Source organism: Mycobacterium sp. IS-1590 (assembly GCF_001500025.1).
Classification (GTDB): Bacteria; Actinomycetota; Actinomycetes; order Mycobacteriales; family Mycobacteriaceae; genus Mycobacterium.
In genome coordinates this window covers 148,668-165,926 of record NZ_LQIW01000023.1, presented here as the reverse complement: position 1 = coordinate 165,926, position 17,259 = coordinate 148,668, and the positions used below count along the sequence as shown (strand labels likewise).

General features: G+C 68.2%; 17 protein-coding genes and 1 pseudogene. 11 read left to right on the top strand and 7 right to left on the bottom strand.

Annotated features, from left to right (window positions below; genetic code table 11):
• The first annotated feature begins 72 nt into the window (after nucleotides 1-72).
• Nucleotides 73-768, top strand: coding sequence for a phosphodiesterase (locus AU197_RS15515; RefSeq protein ID WP_156434450.1), 696 nt, complete (start codon nucleotides 73-75; stop codon nucleotides 766-768).
• Here AU197_RS15515 and AU197_RS26475 read toward each other — a convergent pair whose 3' ends face one another.
• The 3 genes from AU197_RS26475 to AU197_RS15505 form a co-directional block, all read right to left on the bottom strand.
• Nucleotides 769-930, bottom strand: coding sequence for a hypothetical protein (locus tag AU197_RS26475; RefSeq protein WP_197415553.1), 162 nt, complete (start codon nucleotides 928-930; stop codon nucleotides 769-771). It lies immediately after the preceding gene.
• Nucleotides 931-941: 11 nt separating this feature from the next.
• Nucleotides 942-1,928 (bottom strand): LLM class F420-dependent oxidoreductase, encoded by a 987-nt coding sequence (locus tag AU197_RS15510; protein ID WP_064403573.1) that lies wholly within the window; start codon nucleotides 1,926-1,928, stop codon nucleotides 942-944.
• 62 nt (nucleotides 1,929-1,990) lie between these two features.
• Nucleotides 1,991-2,455: a GatB/YqeY domain-containing protein gene (locus tag AU197_RS15505; RefSeq protein ID WP_064403572.1), complete on the bottom strand. Its 465-nt coding sequence runs from the start codon at nucleotides 2,453-2,455 to the stop codon at nucleotides 1,991-1,993.
• Between the two features lie 82 nt (nucleotides 2,456-2,537).
• Here AU197_RS15505 and AU197_RS15500 point away from each other — a divergent pair, with 82 nt between their 5' ends.
• The 5 genes from AU197_RS15500 to AU197_RS15480 are packed head-to-tail and all read left to right on the top strand — an operon-like array spanning nucleotide 2,538 to nucleotide 7,863.
• A complete protein-coding gene (locus tag AU197_RS15500; protein WP_197415567.1) occupies nucleotides 2,538-3,782 on the top strand; it encodes a hypothetical protein in 1,245 nt (414 codons plus the stop codon).
• Nucleotide 3,783: 1 nt separating this feature from the next.
• Nucleotides 3,784-4,437 (top strand): DUF4129 domain-containing protein, encoded by a 654-nt coding sequence (locus AU197_RS15495; RefSeq protein ID WP_064403571.1) that lies wholly within the window; start codon nucleotides 3,784-3,786, stop codon nucleotides 4,435-4,437.
• Nucleotides 4,434-5,582 carry a DUF4350 domain-containing protein gene (locus AU197_RS15490; RefSeq protein WP_064403570.1) on the top strand — a complete coding sequence of 383 codons (1,149 nt, stop codon included), beginning with the start codon at nucleotides 4,434-4,436 and terminating at the stop codon, nucleotides 5,580-5,582. The genes AU197_RS15495 and AU197_RS15490 overlap by 4 nt, the downstream gene beginning before the upstream one ends.
• Complete coding sequence (locus tag AU197_RS15485) at nucleotides 5,579-6,541, top strand: AAA family ATPase (RefSeq protein ID WP_064403569.1); 963 nt, start codon at nucleotides 5,579-5,581, stop codon at nucleotides 6,539-6,541. The genes AU197_RS15490 and AU197_RS15485 overlap by 4 nt, the downstream gene beginning before the upstream one ends.
• Nucleotides 6,541-7,863 carry a DUF58 domain-containing protein gene (locus AU197_RS15480; RefSeq protein ID WP_064403568.1) on the top strand — a complete coding sequence of 441 codons (1,323 nt, stop codon included), beginning with the start codon at nucleotides 6,541-6,543 and terminating at the stop codon, nucleotides 7,861-7,863. The genes AU197_RS15485 and AU197_RS15480 overlap by 1 nt, the downstream gene beginning before the upstream one ends.
• On the opposite strand, the gene AU197_RS15475 is transcribed toward AU197_RS15480, so the two are convergent.
• Entirely contained in the window at nucleotides 7,860-8,852 is a 993-nt protein-coding gene (locus AU197_RS15475) for a stage II sporulation protein M (RefSeq protein ID WP_064403567.1), read from the bottom strand. The two genes, AU197_RS15480 and AU197_RS15475, sit on opposite strands and share 4 nt — an antisense overlap.
• A gap of 28 nt (nucleotides 8,853-8,880) precedes the next feature.
• Between AU197_RS15475 and AU197_RS15470 the strand changes: the two genes are divergently transcribed.
• Nucleotides 8,881-9,744, top strand: coding sequence for an RDD family protein (locus AU197_RS15470; RefSeq protein ID WP_064403566.1), 864 nt, complete (start codon nucleotides 8,881-8,883; stop codon nucleotides 9,742-9,744).
• A 17-nt stretch (nucleotides 9,745-9,761) separates the two neighbouring features.
• A complete protein-coding gene (locus AU197_RS15465) occupies nucleotides 9,762-10,640 on the top strand; it encodes an oxidoreductase (protein WP_064403814.1) in 879 nt (292 codons plus the stop codon).
• 52 nt (nucleotides 10,641-10,692) lie between these two features.
• Here the strand turns inward: AU197_RS15465 and glpK are convergent.
• A pseudogene (gene glpK, locus AU197_RS15460) lies at nucleotides 10,693-12,158 on the bottom strand (glycerol kinase GlpK).
• A gap of 96 nt (nucleotides 12,159-12,254) precedes the next feature.
• Here glpK and AU197_RS15455 point away from each other — a divergent pair.
• Nucleotides 12,255-13,088: a class I SAM-dependent methyltransferase gene (locus tag AU197_RS15455; protein WP_502687883.1), complete on the top strand. Its 834-nt coding sequence runs from the start codon at nucleotides 12,255-12,257 to the stop codon at nucleotides 13,086-13,088.
• 127 nt (nucleotides 13,089-13,215) lie between these two features.
• Here AU197_RS15455 and AU197_RS15450 read toward each other — a convergent pair whose 3' ends face one another.
• Together AU197_RS15450 and AU197_RS15445 are read right to left on the bottom strand one after the other, a co-directional pair.
• Nucleotides 13,216-14,355, bottom strand: coding sequence for an acyltransferase family protein (locus AU197_RS15450; protein ID WP_064403565.1), 1,140 nt, complete (start codon nucleotides 14,353-14,355; stop codon nucleotides 13,216-13,218).
• A 37-nt stretch (nucleotides 14,356-14,392) separates the two neighbouring features.
• Complete coding sequence (locus AU197_RS15445) at nucleotides 14,393-15,193, bottom strand: MBL fold metallo-hydrolase (protein WP_064403564.1); 801 nt, start codon at nucleotides 15,191-15,193, stop codon at nucleotides 14,393-14,395.
• Nucleotides 15,194-15,321: 128 nt separating this feature from the next.
• On the opposite strand from AU197_RS15445, the gene AU197_RS15440 reads away from it, so the two are divergent.
• Both AU197_RS15440 and AU197_RS15435 read left to right on the top strand, forming a co-directional pair.
• Complete coding sequence (locus AU197_RS15440; protein ID WP_064403812.1) at nucleotides 15,322-16,806, top strand: glutamate-cysteine ligase family protein; 1,485 nt, start codon at nucleotides 15,322-15,324, stop codon at nucleotides 16,804-16,806.
• A gap of 2 nt (nucleotides 16,807-16,808) precedes the next feature.
• Nucleotides 16,809-17,255, top strand: coding sequence for a hypothetical protein (locus AU197_RS15435; protein WP_064403563.1), 447 nt, complete (start codon nucleotides 16,809-16,811; stop codon nucleotides 17,253-17,255).
• Nucleotides 17,256-17,259: the final 4 nt, after the last annotated feature.

Below are 17,259 nucleotides of genomic sequence, written 5' to 3'. Positions count from 1 at the left end.
CGCAATGCAGCATTGCCCGAAATTAATGCCCGGTATCGGGGGTGTTAAAACGTGGGCGCTCGTTTTGCTGCGATGCCGTTCGGGCACACCTGTACCGTGCAAGCCTCCGATATCGCCTCGCTCCCCATCCGCTTCGGCGCCGCCCTCCGGGATCGGCGGCTGTTTCATCCCTCAGGGGTGATGGCCGAGGGCGTCCTCGAACGCATCGCGCCCGATGGCGAGGGGCTGCCGATGAACTCCTGCGACGTCATCGCACGCGTCTCCAAGGGTGTCGGCCTGCCCGGCGCCACCCCCGACGTCGCCGGTCTGGCTTTTCGGATCCCGCCGCCGCCGGATCTTCGGGCCTGCAGCCCGTGGGACGTGCTGTTGGCGTCGACGCTCTCGGGGACGCGCGTCGGGCTGGCTCCCGTGCTGTCGTGGTCCGGTGCGACCTTCTCCAGCCTGATGCCGCTGCGGTATCACGACGCCCTGTGGTGGGTGCGGGCCCGGCTGGCCACCCGGGTCGACGCGCCGGGGCTGTCGCTCGACGCCGTCGCAAAGCAGATCGACGCGACCGGGCTGACATTCAACATCGACCAGGCGCCGTTCCGGGGCGGGTTCCGCCCGCTGGCCGGGCTGACCCTTCGCCACGTCGACCCGAGTTGTGACGACATCGCGTTCGACCCGGCCCTGCACAGCGACCCCGAGGTCGAGTTGGTCCCGCGCTGGCTCGGTGACTTCCGGCGCTCGGCCTACAAGCGCAGCAGGCAGGGCCGCGACGCCGAGTGATCAGGCCGTAGGTTCCCCGCCGGACTCGGCGACGTCCGGGGCGTTCTCGCGGGTGGCCATGCCACCCTCGTTGCCCTCGTCCTTGGGCCCCGTGCGTTGCGCTTTGCGCTTGTCCCGCTCGTCGGCGTCGTCGTCGTCGTAGATGCCTTTTCCGGTCGGCATATCGATCCCTTCTAATTCGCTGCGGTGCGCAGTTTGTCCAACAGCGGCGCTGCCGCTTCCTTGAGGAACTGCTCTTGGCCCTCGTCGCCGATCTGCACGAGCGCGATGTCGGTGAAGCCGGCTTCCCAGTACTTGCTGACCGCTTCGACGATCGCATCGAGATCGGGCCCGCAGGGAATCGACTCGGCCACGTCCTCGGGGCGCACATATTGTGTCGCGCCGTCGAAGCCGGCGGTCGTCGGAAGGTCGGAGTTGACGGCCCAGCCGCCGCTGAACCACCTGAACTGGTCGTGCGCCCGGCGCACCGCGTCGTCCTTGTCGGTGTCCCAGCAGACCGGGATCTGGCCGACGACGCGCACGTCACCGGGCAGGCCGGTGGCCCGCCTGGCATCGTGCCACGCATCGACGAGATCCTTGTTCGGTTCGACCGCGATCAGGTGGTCGGACAGCGGCGCGAACGTCTCGACCGACCGCTCACCCGATACCGCGGTGGCAATCGGCACTGGCGTGTCGGGAATGTCCCACAGTCGGGCGGAGTCGACCTCGAAGTACTCGCCCTTCCAGTCGACGAGGTCGCCGGTGAACAACTCGCGGATGATCTGGATCGCTTCGCGCAGCATGTCCTGGCGCCGCGCCACCGTCGGCCAACGCTTGCCGACGACGTGCTCGTTGAGGTTCTCACCGCTGCCCAGCCCCAGCGTGAAACGGCCGTCGGCGAGGATCTGCAGCGTCGCGGCCTTCTGTGCGACGACCGCCGGGTGGTAGCGCATCGTCGGGCAGGTGACGTAGGTGAACAACTCGACACGCTCGGTGGCGTGGGCGACCGCGCCCAGCACCGACCACGCGTACGGCGCATGTCCCTGTGCCGACAGCCACGGGAAGTAGTGGTCGGAGGACACCTCGAAGTCGAAGCCGGCCTGTTCCGCCGAAATCGCGTAGCGGACAAGTTCTTTTGGCCCGCTCTGCTCTGTCATCAGGGTGTATCCGAACCGCGTCATGGGTCCGGGGTACCCGAGCCCCAGCCGGCGAAAACGATTGCCCCGGTGCTACAGCCTGGCCGTCACAGCCTGGCCTTGACCGCCGCCGAGAGCCGGGCACCGTCGGCCTTGCCGGCCGCGATGGCGGTCGCGGCCTTCATCACCAGCCCCATCTGCTTGGCGCCGGGCCGCTCACCGATCTCCTCGGCGACTTGGGCGATCGCCGTGTCGGCGACGTCGGCCAGTTCGGCTTCAGTCAGCGGGGTCGGCAGGTACTCGTCGATGACCTGGGCTTCGGCGTGCTCGTTGGCGGCGAGCTCACCGCGCCCGTTCTGCGTGTAGATCTGGGCGGCCTCGCCGCGCTTCTTGGACTCCCTGGCCAGCACCTTGAGCACCTCGGCGTCGGTCAGTTCGCGAGACTCCTTACCTGCGACCTCTTCTGTGGTGATCGCCGCGAGCAGCATCCGCAGTGTGGCGGTGCGCAGCTTGTCCTGCGATTTCATCGCCGCGGTGAGGTCGTTTCGCAACCGTTGCTTCAGTTCGCCCATGAGCCAAAACTACGCCGCGCCCGGCCGCCGCGACCGACCCACAGCGTTGTCAATTCGCACCGTCATCGACAGGATGGTGGCCATGAGCACCGACGCCGGCGGGTCCGGTTTTGCAGGCCCGCCGCCGCCGGGCTATCCCCCTCCGGGATATCCCCCGCCCGGCTATCCGCCCACGGGGTATCCGCCGTCCGGTTACGCGCCTCCGGGGTACGGGCCACCTCCGGTATACGGGCCCCCTCCGGGGTACGGCCCCCCACCGGGTTACGGACCACCCGGTTACGGACCACCCGGTTACGGACCACCCGGTTACGGGCCACCCGGTTACGGACCGCCGGGTTACGGTCCGCCGGCTCTCAAGCCGGGTGTCATCCCCCTGCGTCCACTGACGCTGTCGGACATCTTCAACGGTGCAGTCGGTTACATCCGGGCGAATCCGAAAGCGACGCTCGGGTTGACCACCATCGTGGTGGTCGCCACCCAGCTGATCGCACTGATCCTGTCCGTCGGCCCGCTCGCCGTCGGCGGGGAACTGGTTCCGACACTCAGCGGTTCAGAAGAGGTGTCGGCGGGCGTCCTGGCGAGCACCATGCTGTCGAGCCTCGCCGGATCGGTCGCCACCGGACTGTCGGCGATCCTGCTGAGCGGTCTGCTCACCGTCGTCGTCGGCCGTGCCGTCTTCGGCTCCGGGATCACCATCGGGCAAGCGTGGCAACGGCTTCGGGGTCGGCTCTGGGCGCTGATCGGCTTCTCCGTCCTGGAAGTCCTCGGCGCGCTGCTGTTGATCGCCGCAGTGGTCGGCACCATCCTCGGAGTCGGGGCGGCAGTGAACGGGGCGGCCGCGGTGATCCTCGGTATCCCCCTGGTGCTGGCGCTGATTGCGGCGCTGGTGTTCCTGGGCACGATGCTCACGTTCGCTCCGGTCATCATCGTTTTGGAGCGGCTCGGCATCGTCGATGCGGTCAAGCGGTCGTTCGCCTTGGTCAAACGGGACTTCTGGCGGGTGTTGGGCATTCGTCTGCTCGCGGTGATCGTCGCGCAACTCGTCGCCGGTGCCGTCGCGTTCCCGTTCAGTCTCGGTGGCCAGATCATCCTGATGGCTGCCTCCACGACCGCAGCCGCACTGTTCGCCCTGGTCCTGTTGTCCGTCGGAGGTGCGATCGGCCAGATCATCACCGCACCCTTCAGCGCGGGTGTGGTCGCGCTGCAGTACACCGACGGCCGCATCCGCCGAGAGGCCTTCGACCTGGTGCTGCAGACCGGCGCCGGTTACGGTCCCACCGCCCCGTCCGACTCCACCGATCATCTGTGGCTGACCCGCCAGAACTGACGTGCCGACAATAGACATCGACAGCGATGCCGCGCACGAGGCGGCGCAGCGCGAGCTCGCAAAACCGATCTACCCCAAGCCCTCCCTGACCGACCGTGTCGGCGAATGGATCGACGACCTGATCTACCGGCTCGCCGCGGAGGGCGCTTCGATACCGGGCGGCTGGGTGACGATCACGGTTCTGCTGATCCTGGCGGCCATCGGGGTGGCTCTGGCGATAAGGACCGGACGCCGGGCCATGCGATCGCGCCGCGCTCCTACCGATGCGTTGTTCGGCGAGCACGGTATGACAGCGGCGCAGCATCGTGCCGCCGCCGAACAGTGCGCAACGGCAGCGGACTGGGCGGCCGCGATCCGGCACCGACTCCGGGCCGTTGCCCGACAGTTGGAGGAGACCGGTGTGCTCGACGCGGTCCCCGGCCGCACCGCCACCGAGCTGGCCCGCGAGGCAGGCCGCGAGCTTCCACATCTGAGCGATGAACTGTACTCTGCCGCAACGGCGTTCAACGACGTGACGTACGGCGAGATGCCGGGCACCGAGAAGGCCTACCGACTGGTCGCCGATCTCGACGACCACGTCAGGTCGCGCACTCCGGTGACGGCTTCCACCGCTGTCGCGCCTGCCGCGTCCGACGGGTGGGCCGAGATCCGATGACCACCGACACCGCCGTGGAGCCGACGCTGCGTGCACGCTGGCGCGCAGCGCGCTGGGTCGTCCTCGCGCTGGCCGTCATCGTCGGGTTCGCCGTTCTCAGCGCCTATCTGACCGCGCCTCGCCCCGGGGGACCAATGGACCCGAACTCCACCGGGCCGGAGGGGGCGCGCGCCCTGATGACGCTGCTGGCCGAACACGGCGTCGACGTCGTCGAAGCATCCGACGTGGCCGCGGTGGAGGCGGCCACCCGGCCCGACACCCTGCTGATCGTGGTGCAGACCTATCATCTCGTCGACAACGGCATACTGCAGCGCCTCGCCGAGCTACCGGGCGATCGCTTGCTGGTGCAGCCGAATTCACGCACCCGTGAGGCACTGGCGCCCGAGGTGAAGCTGAGCGGGGCCACCACGTTCGGCGGTGGCGAGCGTCCGGACTGCGACCTTCGAGAGGCCACCCGCGCCGGAGCCGTGCAGTTCAGCGTGAGCGACGCCTACGAGACCTCCGGTGACGACATCGACCTGACGCGCTGCTACGAGGGCGCACTGGTCCGCTACACCGCCGATGACCGGGTCATCACGCTGGTCGGCGATTCCGGGTTCATGACCAACCGCGGGCTACCCAAGGCGGGTAACGCAGCACTCGCGATGAACCTCGCGGGCACGAACCCGCGAATGATCTGGTATGCGCCCCAATTCACCGAGGGCGAATCCGACGGCGCGGCAAGCCTGTTCGACCTTGCCCCCGAACACGTGAGCTGGATCCTGTGGCAACTGGTCGCGGTGGTGGTGCTGCTGGCGCTCTGGAAGGGACGCCGCGTCGGTCCACTGGTCGCCGAACGTCTGCCCGTCGTCGTGCGGGCCTCCGAGACGGTGGAGGGACGCGGCCGGCTCTACCGCTCCCGGCGGGCCCGCGACAGTGCGGCAGACGCGTTGCGCACCGCCGCGCTGCAGCGCATGCAGCCCCGCCTCGGCCTGGGCGTCAACCCCGATCCGGCCGCGGTCATCGGGGCGGTGGCCGCGCACAGCGGTGTCCATCCCCAGGCGGTCGCGCACACCTTGTTCGGCCCGCCGCCCGGCGACGACAGCGAACTGGTCAACCTCGCACGCGAACTCGACAACATCGAAAGGCAGGTCGCACGCTCGTGACTCAGGCAGGCGGAAACGATTCCGCGCGAACCGCATTGCTGGCGCTGCGCGCCGAGATAGCCAAAGCGGTCGTCGGACAGGACGCAGTCGTCAGCGGACTGGTGATCGCGCTGCTGTGCCGCGGCCACGTTCTCCTCGAGGGGGTGCCCGGCGTCGCCAAGACGCTGCTGGTGCGCACGCTGGCTTCGGCGCTGCAGCTGGATTTCAAACGGCTTCAGTTCACGCCCGACCTGATGCCCGGTGATGTCACCGGCTCACTGGTCTACGACGCGCGCACCGCGGAGTTCGAGTTCCGGTCCGGGCCCGTGTTCACGAATCTACTGCTGGCCGACGAGATCAACCGGACGCCACCCAAGACGCAGGCCGCGCTGCTGGAGGCCATGGAGGAGCGCCAGGTCAGCGTTGAGGGCGAAGCCCGCCCCCTGCCCGATCCGTTCATCGTCGCCGCCACCCAGAACCCGATCGAGTACGAGGGCACCTATCAACTGCCGGAGGCGCAGCTGGACCGATTTCTGCTCAAGCTCACCGTGCCGCTGCCGACACGCGATCAGGAGGTCGCGATCCTGAACAGGCACGCGCACGGCTTCGACCCCAGAGATCTGTCCGCCGTGCGACCCGTGGCGGGAGCAGCGGAGCTGGCCGCCGGGCGGGCCGCCGTGCGCCAGGTTCTGGTGGCCGACGAGGTGCTCGGCTACATCGTCGACATCTGCGCCGCGACAAGGCATTCGCCGTCACTGCAGTTGGGAGTGTCACCGCGCGGGGCCACCGCTCTGTTGGCGACGGCCAGGTCGTGGGCCTGGCTATCGGGGCGCAACTACGTCACCCCCGACGACGTGAAGGCGATGGCCCGTTCCACCCTGCGTCACCGCATCCAACTCCGGCCCGAAGCGGAGCTGGAGGGCGTCACTCCCGACGGCGTTCTCGACGGGACCCTCGCGGCAGTACCGGTGCCGCGCTAGTGATCCTCACCGGCCGGTCCGCGCTGGTCGCACTGGTCTGCGTCCTGCCGATCGCGGTCTCCGCCCGCCCGGCATCCACGTTCGCCGTGCTGCTCGGTGTGCTCGTGGTGCTGATCGCGCTCGACGTCGCGCTGGCAGGCGACACGCGCCGCGTGCGCTTCACCCGGTCAGGAGACACCACCGCCCGGCTGGGCCAGGACGTCACGGCCGCTCTGCTGGTCGAGAACTGGGGCAGACGCCGCATCAAGGGTGTCGTGCGCGACGCGTGGCCGCCGAGCGGGCGCGCCCAGCCCCGGCTATGGCCGGTGAATCTGGCTGCGGGTCAACGACTTCGACTCGAGACGTCGTTGCGTCCCGTTCGGCGGGTTGACCAGCAGTCGTCGTTGGTCACGGTCCGCGCGATCGGCCCTCTGGGGCTGGCCGGACGGCAGAGCTCGCACCGGGTGCCGTGGCGGATCCGGATTCTGCCGCCGTTCCTGTCGCGCAGGCACCTTCCCTCACGGCTGGCCAAACTCCGCGAACTGGAAGGCAATACACCGGTCCTCATTCGCGGGCAGGGCACCGAATTCGACTCGCTGCGCGAATACGTCATCGGTGACGACGTCAGGTCGATCGACTGGCGCGCCTCTGCCCGCCGCGCCGACGTGGTGGTCAGAACGTGGCGTCCGGAACGGGACCAGCGAGTGGTGATCGTGCTCGACACCGGTCGCACATCGGCGGGTCGCGTCGGCCTCGATCCCACCTCCAACGATCCGTCGGGGTGGCCGCGGCTGGACTGGTCGATGGACGCCGCGCTGCTGCTGGCCGCGCTGGCCGCGCGGGCCGGTGACCACGTCGACTTCCTGGCCCACGACCGGGTCACCAGGGCCGCGGTGTTCAACGCCTCGCGTACCGAGCTGCTCGCGCAGCTGGTCGCGGCGATGGCCCCGATCGAGCCGGCGCTGATCGAATCCGATGCGGCGGCGATGGTCGCCGCGGTGCTGCGCCGCGTCCGCAGACATGCGCTGGTGGTGCTGCTCACCGACCTCAACGCGTCTGCGCTCGACGAGGGCCTGATGACCGTGCTTGGACAGCTGACGGCCAAGCATGCGGTGCTGGTCGCCGCCGTGGCCGACCCCCGGGTCGAGGCGCTTGCCGCCGGCCGCGCCGACGCCCCGCAGGTCTACGACGCCGCAGCGGCCGAACGGGCGCGCAATGAGCGGCGTGCCATCGCGTCACGGCTGCGCCGCCGGGGTGTCGATGTGGTCGACGCCGCACCCGAGGAGTTGGCGCCCGCTCTGGCCGACCACTACCTGGCGCTGAAGGCCACCGGCCGGCTCTAGCCGACCGGTACGACGTCGGGGGCGTCCTCGATGTCTCCGGTCTCCCCGGCCCGCTCGGCCTTGCGTCCGAAAAAGAAGATGTAGCCCAGGAACGCGATCTCGGCTGCGACGCCGATGGCGATGCGCGCCGCGGTCGGTAACGGTGACGGCGTCACGAGCGCCTCGATGAGACCCGAGACCAACAGGACCGCCACCAGCCCACCTGCCACCGCGCCGATCGCACGGCCCTGCTCGGCGAGCACCTGTCCGCGCGGCCGGTCACCCGGTGAGATCACATTCCAGCCCAGCCGCATGCCGGCCCCGGCCGCCAGGAACACCGCCGTCAGTTCGAGCAGTCCGTGCGGGGTGATCAGACCGAGGAAGATGTCACCTTTGCCCGCACCGAACATCAGACCCGCCGCCACCCCGAGGTTGGCGGCGTTCTGCAGGATCACGTAAGGGATCGGAATCCCGAGCAGGATCGCAAAACCGAGGCACTGCAACGCAATCCACGCGTTGTTCACCCAAACCTGCAGCGCGAACGAGCCCGCCGGGTGCTCGCTGTAGTACGCCGCGAAGTCGTTGTTGACCATCTGGTCGATCTCGTCGGCCGTTCCGATCATCGCCCGCACTTCCGGACTGCCCGAAACCCACACCGCGATCAGGGCGGCGACCACGAAGAACGCGAAGGCCGTACCGAGCCACCACCACCGCGACCGGTAGGCGACGACGGGGAACGACACGGTCCAGAACCGCACGAATTCGCGCCACAGCGGGGCGTGGGCGCCCGTCACCGCGGCCCGCGCCTGCGCGACCATCCCCGAAAGCCGGCCGACGATCACCGGATCGGCGTTCGCGGTGCGCACGATCGACAGATGCGTCGACACCCGCTGGTAGAGATCGACCAGCTCGTCGACTTCGGGGCCGGTGAGCTCTCGACGCCGTCTGATCAGGTGCTCCAGCCGGTCCCACGTCGGACGGTGCGCGAGCACGAACGCGTCGACATCCACCCCGTGAATCCTAGTAGCGTTGACGCTTATGGTCTGGCAGCAGGAACCCGTCGTCACCGGCGACGCGGTGGTCCTCGACGTGCAGATCGCCCAGCTACCGGTGCGCGCCGTCGCCGCTCTGATCGACATCACGGTGGTTTTCCTGCTCTACCTGATCGGCATCCTGCTCTTCAGCCTGACGCTGACCCAGTTGGACCCGGCGTTGTCGGCGGCCGTGCTGATCATCTTCACCGTGCTGGCCCTGCTGGGTTATCCGCTCGTGTTCGAGACCGCGACCCGCGGGCGTTCGCTGGGCAAGATGGCGATGGGCCTTCGGGTGGTGTCCGAAGACGGTGGCCCAGAACGGTTCCGGCAGGCGTTCTTCCGGGCGTTGGCCGGTGTGGTCGAAATCTGGATGCTGGCCGGTGGTCCGGCGGTGATCAGCAGCCTGTTGTCGGCCAAAGGAAAGCGGCTCGGGGACATCTTCGCGGGCACCGTCGTGATCAGCGAGCGGACACCGCGGATGTCGCCGCCACCGCCGATGCCGCCGCAGCTGGCTTGGTGGGCGTCGTCGTTGCAGCTTTCCGGGCTGCGGCCGGAGCAAGCCGAGCTGGCACGCCAATTCCTCGGTCGCGCAGCGCAATTGAATCCGGCGGTGCGAGACCAGATGGCGTATCGCATCACCGCCGATGTCGTCGCGCAGATCTCGCCGCCACCACCTCCCGGGACGCCGCCGCACCTGGTGCTCGCAGCGGTGCTGGCCGAGCGCCACCGCCGCGAACTGGCCCGCCTGCAGGTGGCGCCGGTGCCGCCGCCATGGTCTGGTCCCCCACCGGCCGCGAGCGGATATCCCGCACCGTCGCAGCAGCGTTCGACGCCATCGGATCCCGGCGGCTTCGCACCACCGGGCTGAGGGTGTACGGATTGAGTATGCAAACGTTCCCGCTGGGCTCATTCGATGTCGGACGCGTCGGCTTCGGCGCGATGCAACTGCCAGGTCCGGGTGTCTTCGGTCCTCCGCGCGACCGTGAGCAGGCGCTGGCCGTGCTTCGGCGGGTGGTCGAACTCGGCATCAACCACATCGACACCGCGCAGATCTACGGTCCCAATGTCGCCAACGAACTGATTCGCGAAGCGCTGCATCCTTACCCCGCGAACTTGGCGCTGGTGAGCAAGGTCGGCGGCGTACGCGGATGCAGTGGTGAGTGGCTGCCCGCCCAGGACCCCGACGACCTGCGCAGGCAACTCGAGGAGAATCTCGCCACGCTCGACAGCGACCGTCTGGCCGCGGTCAACCTGCGCGTCTTCGCCGACGACGGCATCGGCACGCCCACTCGTGTCGAGAACCGGGAACTGTTCGACCGTCAGCTCACGGCGATGATCGCGGCCCGCGACGAGGGGCTGATCGGTGGCATCGGGCTGAGCAGCGTCAGTGCCGAGCATCTGCGGGTCGCGCTGGACCGCACCGAGATCGTCTGCGTGCAAAACGCCTACAACCTCGTCGACCGCAGTTCGCAGCCCGTGCTCGACGCCTGCAACGAGCACGGTGTCGCGTTCGTGCCGTTCTTCCCGCTGGGCTCGGCCTTCTCACCGGACAACCCGGTGCTCGGGCATCCGGCCGTCAAGCGGGCGGCCGACAAGCTCGGCCACACCCGGGCGCAGATCGTGCTCGCGTGGACGTTGAACGTCGCACCGAACGTGCTGCTGATCCCCGGCACGTCGTCGGTGGCGCACCTCGAGGAGAACACCGCGGTCGCCGACATCGTTCTCGACGACGAGACCAAACGCGCCCTCGACGCCGCCGCCTGAGCGATTCGCGCACCGTGTGTTGCGCTCGACGCGCTCGACGGTGCACAGATCGCTACTCGACGTCGACCCAGTCCAGCGTGCGCTGCACCGCCTTCTGCCAACCGGCGTAACCGGATTCGCGCTGCTCATCGCTCCACGACGGCGTCCAGCGCTTGCCTTCCTGCCAGTTGGCGCGCAGGTCGTCGGCATTCTCCCAGAACCCGACCGCCAGTCCGGCGGCGTAGGCCGCCCCCAGGGCGGTGGTCTCGGCGACGACCGGCTTGACCACGTCGACGCCGAGCACGTCGGCCTGGATCTGCATGCACAGGTCATTGGCGGTGATACCGCCGTCGACCTTGAGCACCTCCATGTGCACACCGGAATCCGCCTCCATCGCATCGACGACGTCGCGGCTCTGGTAGCAGATCGCCTCGAGTGTCGCGCGGGCCAGGTGCGCGTTCGTGTTGTACCGCGACAGCCCGACGATCGCGCCGCGGGCGTCCGAACGCCAGTACGGCGCAAAGAGTCCGGAGAACGCGGGCACGAAATAGACGCCGCCGTTGTCGTCGACCTGGCGTGCCAGAGCCTCGCTCTGCGACGCGCCGCTGATGATGCCGAGCTGATCACGCAGCCACTGCACGGCCGAACCGGTGACCGCGATCGAACCCTCCAGGGCGTAAACGGGTTTCGCGTCACCGAACTGGTAACAGACCGTGGTCAACAGCCCGTTCTCGGACCGGACGATCTTCTCGCCGGTGTTCAGTAGCAGGAAATTGCCTGTGCCATAGGTGTTCTTGGCCTCCCCCGCGCTCAGACACACCTGCCCGACCATCGCCGCCTGCTGGTCACCGAGCGCACCGGTCAGCGGCACCTGGCCGGCGACGGGTCCGTCGTCGCGGGTGATCCCGTAGGACTCCGGACATGAGGACGGCTTGATCTCGGGCAGCATCTGTCGCGGTATGTCGAAGAACGACAACAACTCGTCGTCCCAGTCCAGCGTCTCCAGGTTCATCAGCATGGTGCGGCTGGCGTTCGTGACGTCGGTGACATGCACCCCGCCCGGGTCCCGCCGGTCAGGTTCCACAACACCCAGGAGTCCGCAGTGCCGAACAGCGCGTCGCCGTTCTCTGCGTCGCGGCGTACGCCGTCGACGTTCTCCAGGATCCATTGCACCTTGCCCGCGGAGAAGTAGGTCGCCGGTGGCAGGCCGGCCTTGCGGCGGATCACGTCGCCGCGACCGTCGCGGTCCAGCGCCGAAGCGATGCGGTCGGTGCGGGTGTCCTGCCACACGATCGCGTTGTAATACGGTCTGCCGGTCCGTTTGTTCCACACCAGGGCCGTCTCGCGCTGGTTCGTGATGCCGAGCCCGCCGAGGTCGGCTGCCGACAGGTTCGTCTTGTTGAGCGCCGACATGATCACCGCCGCCGTCCGCTCCCAGATCTCGACGGGGTTGTGCTCCACCCACCCGGCCTTCGGCAGGATCTGCTCGTGCTCGAGCTGATGGCGGCCGATCTCGGCGCCGCCGTGGTCGAAGATCATGCACCGGGTGCTCGTCGTGCCCTGATCTATCGCGGCGATGAACTCGGCATTTCCGGCCAACTGGCACTCCCCTCTTGCTGCGCTCCGTCGTCCATCATGGACTACATGGCCGAAAAGCCCGCCGGGATTGAAGCCCGAACACCGAGCGCATTCACGATCGACCGCATGCCGCGCGGGGGGCCCGACGCGTCATGCCTGGACCGCCTGTTGCAGACCGATCGGCTCGAGTATCTGGACCGCGACTCCGATGCGCCGGGAGACGCCGCGCGCAAGCGCAACGTGATCCGCGCGCTCGAATGGACCGGTGCATGCTTCGGCAACACCGAGCGGTTCGCCGAGATCGCGCTCGCCGAGGTCGAAGACGTCGCCGACCCGAAAATCCTCGAGCTCGGAGCGGGCCACGCAGCGCTGTCGGGCACGCTGCTCGACTGGCATCCCTCGGCCCGCTTGACCGTCACCGACGTGGACGCGGCGAATGTGGCGGCGATGGCCGCGGGCGACCTCGGGGACAACCCCCGCGCGACCGTTCGCGAAATGAACGCCACGGCGATCGACGCCCCCGACGCCTCGTTCGACCTCGCGGTCTTCGCGCTGTCGTTTCACCACCTGCCGCCGGTCGCGGCCGCGCGGGCCATCGCGGAAGGCACCCGGGTGGCCGGCAAGCTGGTCGTCATCGATCTGCCGCGACCGCCGTCGCCGCTGCATCTCGTGCGCCTGGCGACCATGCTGCCGTTGGTTCCGTTGCTGCCGTTCGTACACGACGGCGTCATCAGCTCGCTGCGCTCTTACAGTCCGTCGGCGCTGCGCGCACTGGCCGCGTATGCCGACCCCGCGATCGAGGTCGAGCTACGCGGCGGCTTGTTGAGCCCGCAGGTCGTGGTGGCTCAACGCGGCGCCCCGGATCCGTTGCGACCGAACGGCCAACGCTGATAGCCGAGCTCGATGAAGGCGTCGAGCACGTCGTACAGACCCGGATGTCGCACCAACAGAGACCCAATCATCCTCACGCGGAGGGTGATACCCCGGTTTTCATCCGTCAAACGTCGGTCGTTGCAGGTCAGGTCCGCGGACGGGTGAGCCGATGGAGAAGCCACGCAACCGGAATCGTCAAGGCCAGGGTCACGACGAACAGCACTGCCACCGAACCGGTGTACACCCGCCATTGCAGTACCGACACCATCGCGATCTCCATCACGATGACGTGCAGCAGGAAGATCTCGTAGGAGATCTCGCCCAGCCACACCATCGGTCTGCTGCTGAGAAACCCTGCGTACCAGCCTGTGTCGCCGAGGGCCAACGGTGCGACCACCAGTGTCGCGATCGCCGCGTAGAACATCACCTTGACGATGTCCTGTCCCAGGTCGAGCGCGGGCGCGTCGATACGCCCGGCGATCGGTGTGGACACCACCAGATACGCCGCCACCGCGAGCGGCAGCGCGATCAGTGCGTAACACCGGAAACCCGTGCGCGCCAGCACGGTGAGGGCCATCCCCCCGACGAACCACACCAGATAGTGCGGCAGCCACAGTCCCGCACCGTTGGGCAGCCAGTCGGTGGTGTGGATGACGATGAGCCACAGCGGGCTCAACGCACCCAGCACCGCAAGGCCGGCCAACAGCAGCCCGGGTCGCCACCGGCGCCGGCACACGACGACCAGCAACAGGTATGCCAGCACCGGCAGCGCGGCGTAGAACGCTACTTCGACGGCGAGACTCCACATCTGGGTCAATCCCTGATGCATGTAGGCGGTGATGTAGTTGGGGCTGTAGATCTGGGTGAGCGTGAGGTTGCGGACCAGACCGTGCCAGGTGTGGCCGGGATTGGGTTCGATGGGACGGAATTCGTACAGCGCGAACGCCAGCAACACCGTGATCACGTACGCCGGCATGATGCGACGCAGACGATTTCGCGCGTACCGACGTGTCCGGGGCGGAGCGGCGCCGGTCGCGGCGGCTCGCACCCATCCGTTGAACAGCAGAAACCCCGACAGCACGAAGAAGATCGCGACGCCGATCTCCATGCGGGCGAACACCAACCCGATGTATCCACGGTTGTACGCGCCGGTGCCGTAGGCGGCGTGGGTGGCCATGACGAGCAAAGCGGCCACGGCTCGGATGCCGGTGAGCGACGCGACGCGGTCAACCTTCGAGACCTGTTCCAGGCCGCCCTGGTCGAGGTCGCTCGGTGACGAGCTCACCCGGCCAGTATGCCGGTCAGGCGCCCCGGTGTCGGAGTCAAACCGTGACCGAAGAACCCCGCTCCAATTCGATGATCCGGTCGGACAGACCGCGTCGTTTCATCTCGTCGACGAAGTCAGACAGCGGGGATGCGAACACCCCGTAGTCGTCGAAATGCACCGGGATCATCTTGGGAAGGTGCAGGAGTTCGACGACGTCGGCGCCCTGTTGGCCGTCCATCGTCACGGTCAGCCCGAACGGCAGGTGCCTGCCGAACGGCAGCCGCGTCCCGCCCAGATGCAGCATGCCGAGGTCGATCGATTCGAATCGCACTGGTATTTCCCGTAGTTCGTCGACGAACAGCGTGTCACCGGAGACGTAGAGACGGCGGCGGGCGGCGCCGTCGGAGAACTCGATCATGCTGCCCATCACCGGCGGCAGGAAGCGGTCGACCGGGGTGGGCGCGTGGCGGCCGGGCAACGAGGTGACGGTGACGCTCACTGCGCCCTTGGTGATTGTGTGGTCCTTCCAGGTGTCGATCGCCAGCGCCCGCCCGAAACCGCGATGCGCCAGTCGTTTGGCGGCGTGCGGTGTGGTGAGGATCGGTAGCCCGTGGTCGAGGCGGCTCTGGGCGACCCGGTCCCAGTGGTCACCGTGCATATGCGACAGCACCACCGCGTCGAGCGCGGGCAATTGGTCGACGTCGAGTGCCGGGGCTTTGCGTCGCCGGGACACCAACCCATAGCCGAGGTACGCGTGCTGGCCCCGGTGCAGGAAATTCGGGTCGGTCAACAGGGTTATGCCGCCGCCGGAGATCAGCGTGGTGGCGTTGCCGATGAAGGTGACGGTGACGTCCATCGCCTATGGCTACCCGTCGAGACCGTGATTATGCGCGCTCATCTCCGGCGAGCGACCGCACGATGCCCGCGAATCGCGGCGTGTCCGAGTGCAACCACGGACGCTCGCCGACGATGGACAATGGCGGAGTGGGCGAGGAAGTGAAGGGCACCGGCTACACCGGCGCGCACCGCCGGGAGTACCGCCGCAAGGTGCAGCAGTGCCTCGATGTCTTCGAGACCATGCTCGCCCAGTCGAGCTTCGATTTCGAGCGGCCGTTGACCGGGATGGAGATCGAGTGCAACCTCGTCGACTCGGCCTACCAGCCCGCGATGAGCAACGCCGAGGTCCTGCAGGCGATCGCCGATCCGGCGTATCAGACCGAACTGGGCGCCTACAACATCGAATTCAACGTGCCGCCGCGGCGGCTACCGGGGCGTGCCGCACTGGACCTGGAGACCGACGTCCGGGCGAGCCTCAATGCTGCCGAGACGAAGGCCAACCGTCACGACACGCACATCGTGATGATCGGGATCCTGCCGACGTTGCTGCCCGAGCACCTCGCGGGACGCTGGATGAGCGAGTCGACGCGTTATCAGGCGCTCAACGACTCGATCTTCACCGCCCGCGGCGAGGACATCCTGATCGACATCGTCGGGCCGGAGCGGCTGAGCCTGCAGACCGCCACGATCGCGCCGGAGTCGGCGTGTACGAGCATGCAACTGCACCTTCAGGTGTCGCCGGCCGACTTCGCGCAGAACTGGAACGCCGCCCAGGTGCTGGCGGGTCCGCAGGTGGCGCTGGGCGCCAACTCCCCGTACTTCTTCGGCCACGAACTGTGGGCCGAGACCCGCATCGAGCTGTTCGCCCAGGCCACCGACACCCGGCCCGACGAACTCAAGGCTCAAGGCGTCCGCCCGCGGGTGTGGTTCGGCGAACGCTGGATCACATCGATCTTCGACCTGTTCGAGGAGAACGTGCGCTACTTCCCGTCGCTGCTGCCCGAGTTGTCCGAGGAGGATCCGGTCCGCGAGCTCGCCGAGGGGCGCACCCCGAAACTGTCGGAGCTGCGGCTGCACAACGGCACCATCTACCGCTGGAACCGGCCGGTGTACGACGTCGTGAACGGCCGTCCGCATCTGCGCGTGGAGAACCGCGTGCTACCCGCAGGCCCGACCGTCGTCGACATGATGGCCAACGCCGCCTTCTACTACGGCACGCTGCGAACGCTGTCCGAGGAGGACCGGCCGCTGTGGACGAAGATGAGTTTCGCTGCCGCACAACACAATTTCGTCGAGGCCGCCCGGCACGGGATGGATTCGCGGCTGTACTGGCCCGGCTTCGGCGAGGTGACCGCCGACGAGTTGGTACTGCGCGAGCTGCTGCCCTTGGCCGACGAGGGCCTGCGCCGCTGGGAGGTCGCGGCCGAGGTGCGCGACCGGTACCTCGGGGTCATCGAGGGACGCGCCAAGACCGGCCGCAACGGCGCCACCTGGCAGGTCGCGACGGTGCGCGCGCTACAGGAGCGCGGGATGGCGCGGCCTGCCGCGCTCGCCGAGATGCTGCGCCGGTACTGCGAGCGGATGCACAGCAACGAACCCGTCCACACCTGGGACGAGGGATTCGACGAGTGAGAATGACCGCTCGGGGCTTCTGGCTGCCACTACTGGTGCTGGTGGCGTTGGTGGCCGGTTGCCACGGCGGTCAGCACGCGCGCGCCGACACCGTCTACGCCGGGCTGGACCGCCCCTTCGTGCTCTCCGGCGGACAGCAAGCCGAGATCACCGGTGAGCAACTGCGACTGCGGTTCACCGAGGTACCGGAGGATTCACGGTGCCCGACCGAGGTCGAGTGCTTCTGGACCGGGCAGGCGCGCATCGTCGTCGTGGTCGACGACGGGCGATCCGGCGAGCAGACCGTCGAGTTCAACACCAACCCCGCGCCCGGGCAGAACCGGCAGACCGTGCAGACCGGCGACTACGAGATCGCGGTACAGGCGCTCGACCCGTATCCCCGCACACCCGACGACGTCCCGGCGCTGTCGGATTACCGGGTGACGCTGCTGGTGCACCGGACCGGTTGACGCC

Bases quoted from the DNA above. Each gene is read 5' to 3' on its own strand.
- AU197_RS15515 (WP_156434450.1), top strand. From the start codon at position 73: ATGCCGTTCGGGCACACCTGTACCGTGCAAGCCTCCGATATCGCCTCG.
- AU197_RS26475 (WP_197415553.1), bottom strand. From the start codon at position 930: ATGCCGACCGGAAAAGGCATCTACGACGACGACGACGCCGACGAGCGG.
- AU197_RS15510 (WP_064403573.1), bottom strand. From the start codon at position 1,928: ATGACGCGGTTCGGATACACCCTGATGACAGAGCAGAGCGGGCCAAAA.
- AU197_RS15505 (WP_064403572.1), bottom strand. From the start codon at position 2,455: ATGGGCGAACTGAAGCAACGGTTGCGAAACGACCTCACCGCGGCGATG.
- AU197_RS15500 (WP_197415567.1), top strand. From the start codon at position 2,538: ATGAGCACCGACGCCGGCGGGTCCGGTTTTGCAGGCCCGCCGCCGCCG.
- AU197_RS15490 (WP_064403570.1), top strand. From the start codon at position 4,434: ATGACCACCGACACCGCCGTGGAGCCGACGCTGCGTGCACGCTGGCGC.
- AU197_RS15470 (WP_064403566.1), top strand. From the start codon at position 8,881: ATGGTCTGGCAGCAGGAACCCGTCGTCACCGGCGACGCGGTGGTCCTC.
- AU197_RS15465 (WP_064403814.1), top strand. From the start codon at position 9,762: ATGCAAACGTTCCCGCTGGGCTCATTCGATGTCGGACGCGTCGGCTTC.
- AU197_RS15455 (WP_502687883.1), top strand. From the start codon at position 12,255: ATGGACTACATGGCCGAAAAGCCCGCCGGGATTGAAGCCCGAACACCG.
- AU197_RS15445 (WP_064403564.1), bottom strand. From the start codon at position 15,193: ATGGACGTCACCGTCACCTTCATCGGCAACGCCACCACGCTGATCTCC.
- AU197_RS15435 (WP_064403563.1), top strand. From the start codon at position 16,809: ATGACCGCTCGGGGCTTCTGGCTGCCACTACTGGTGCTGGTGGCGTTG.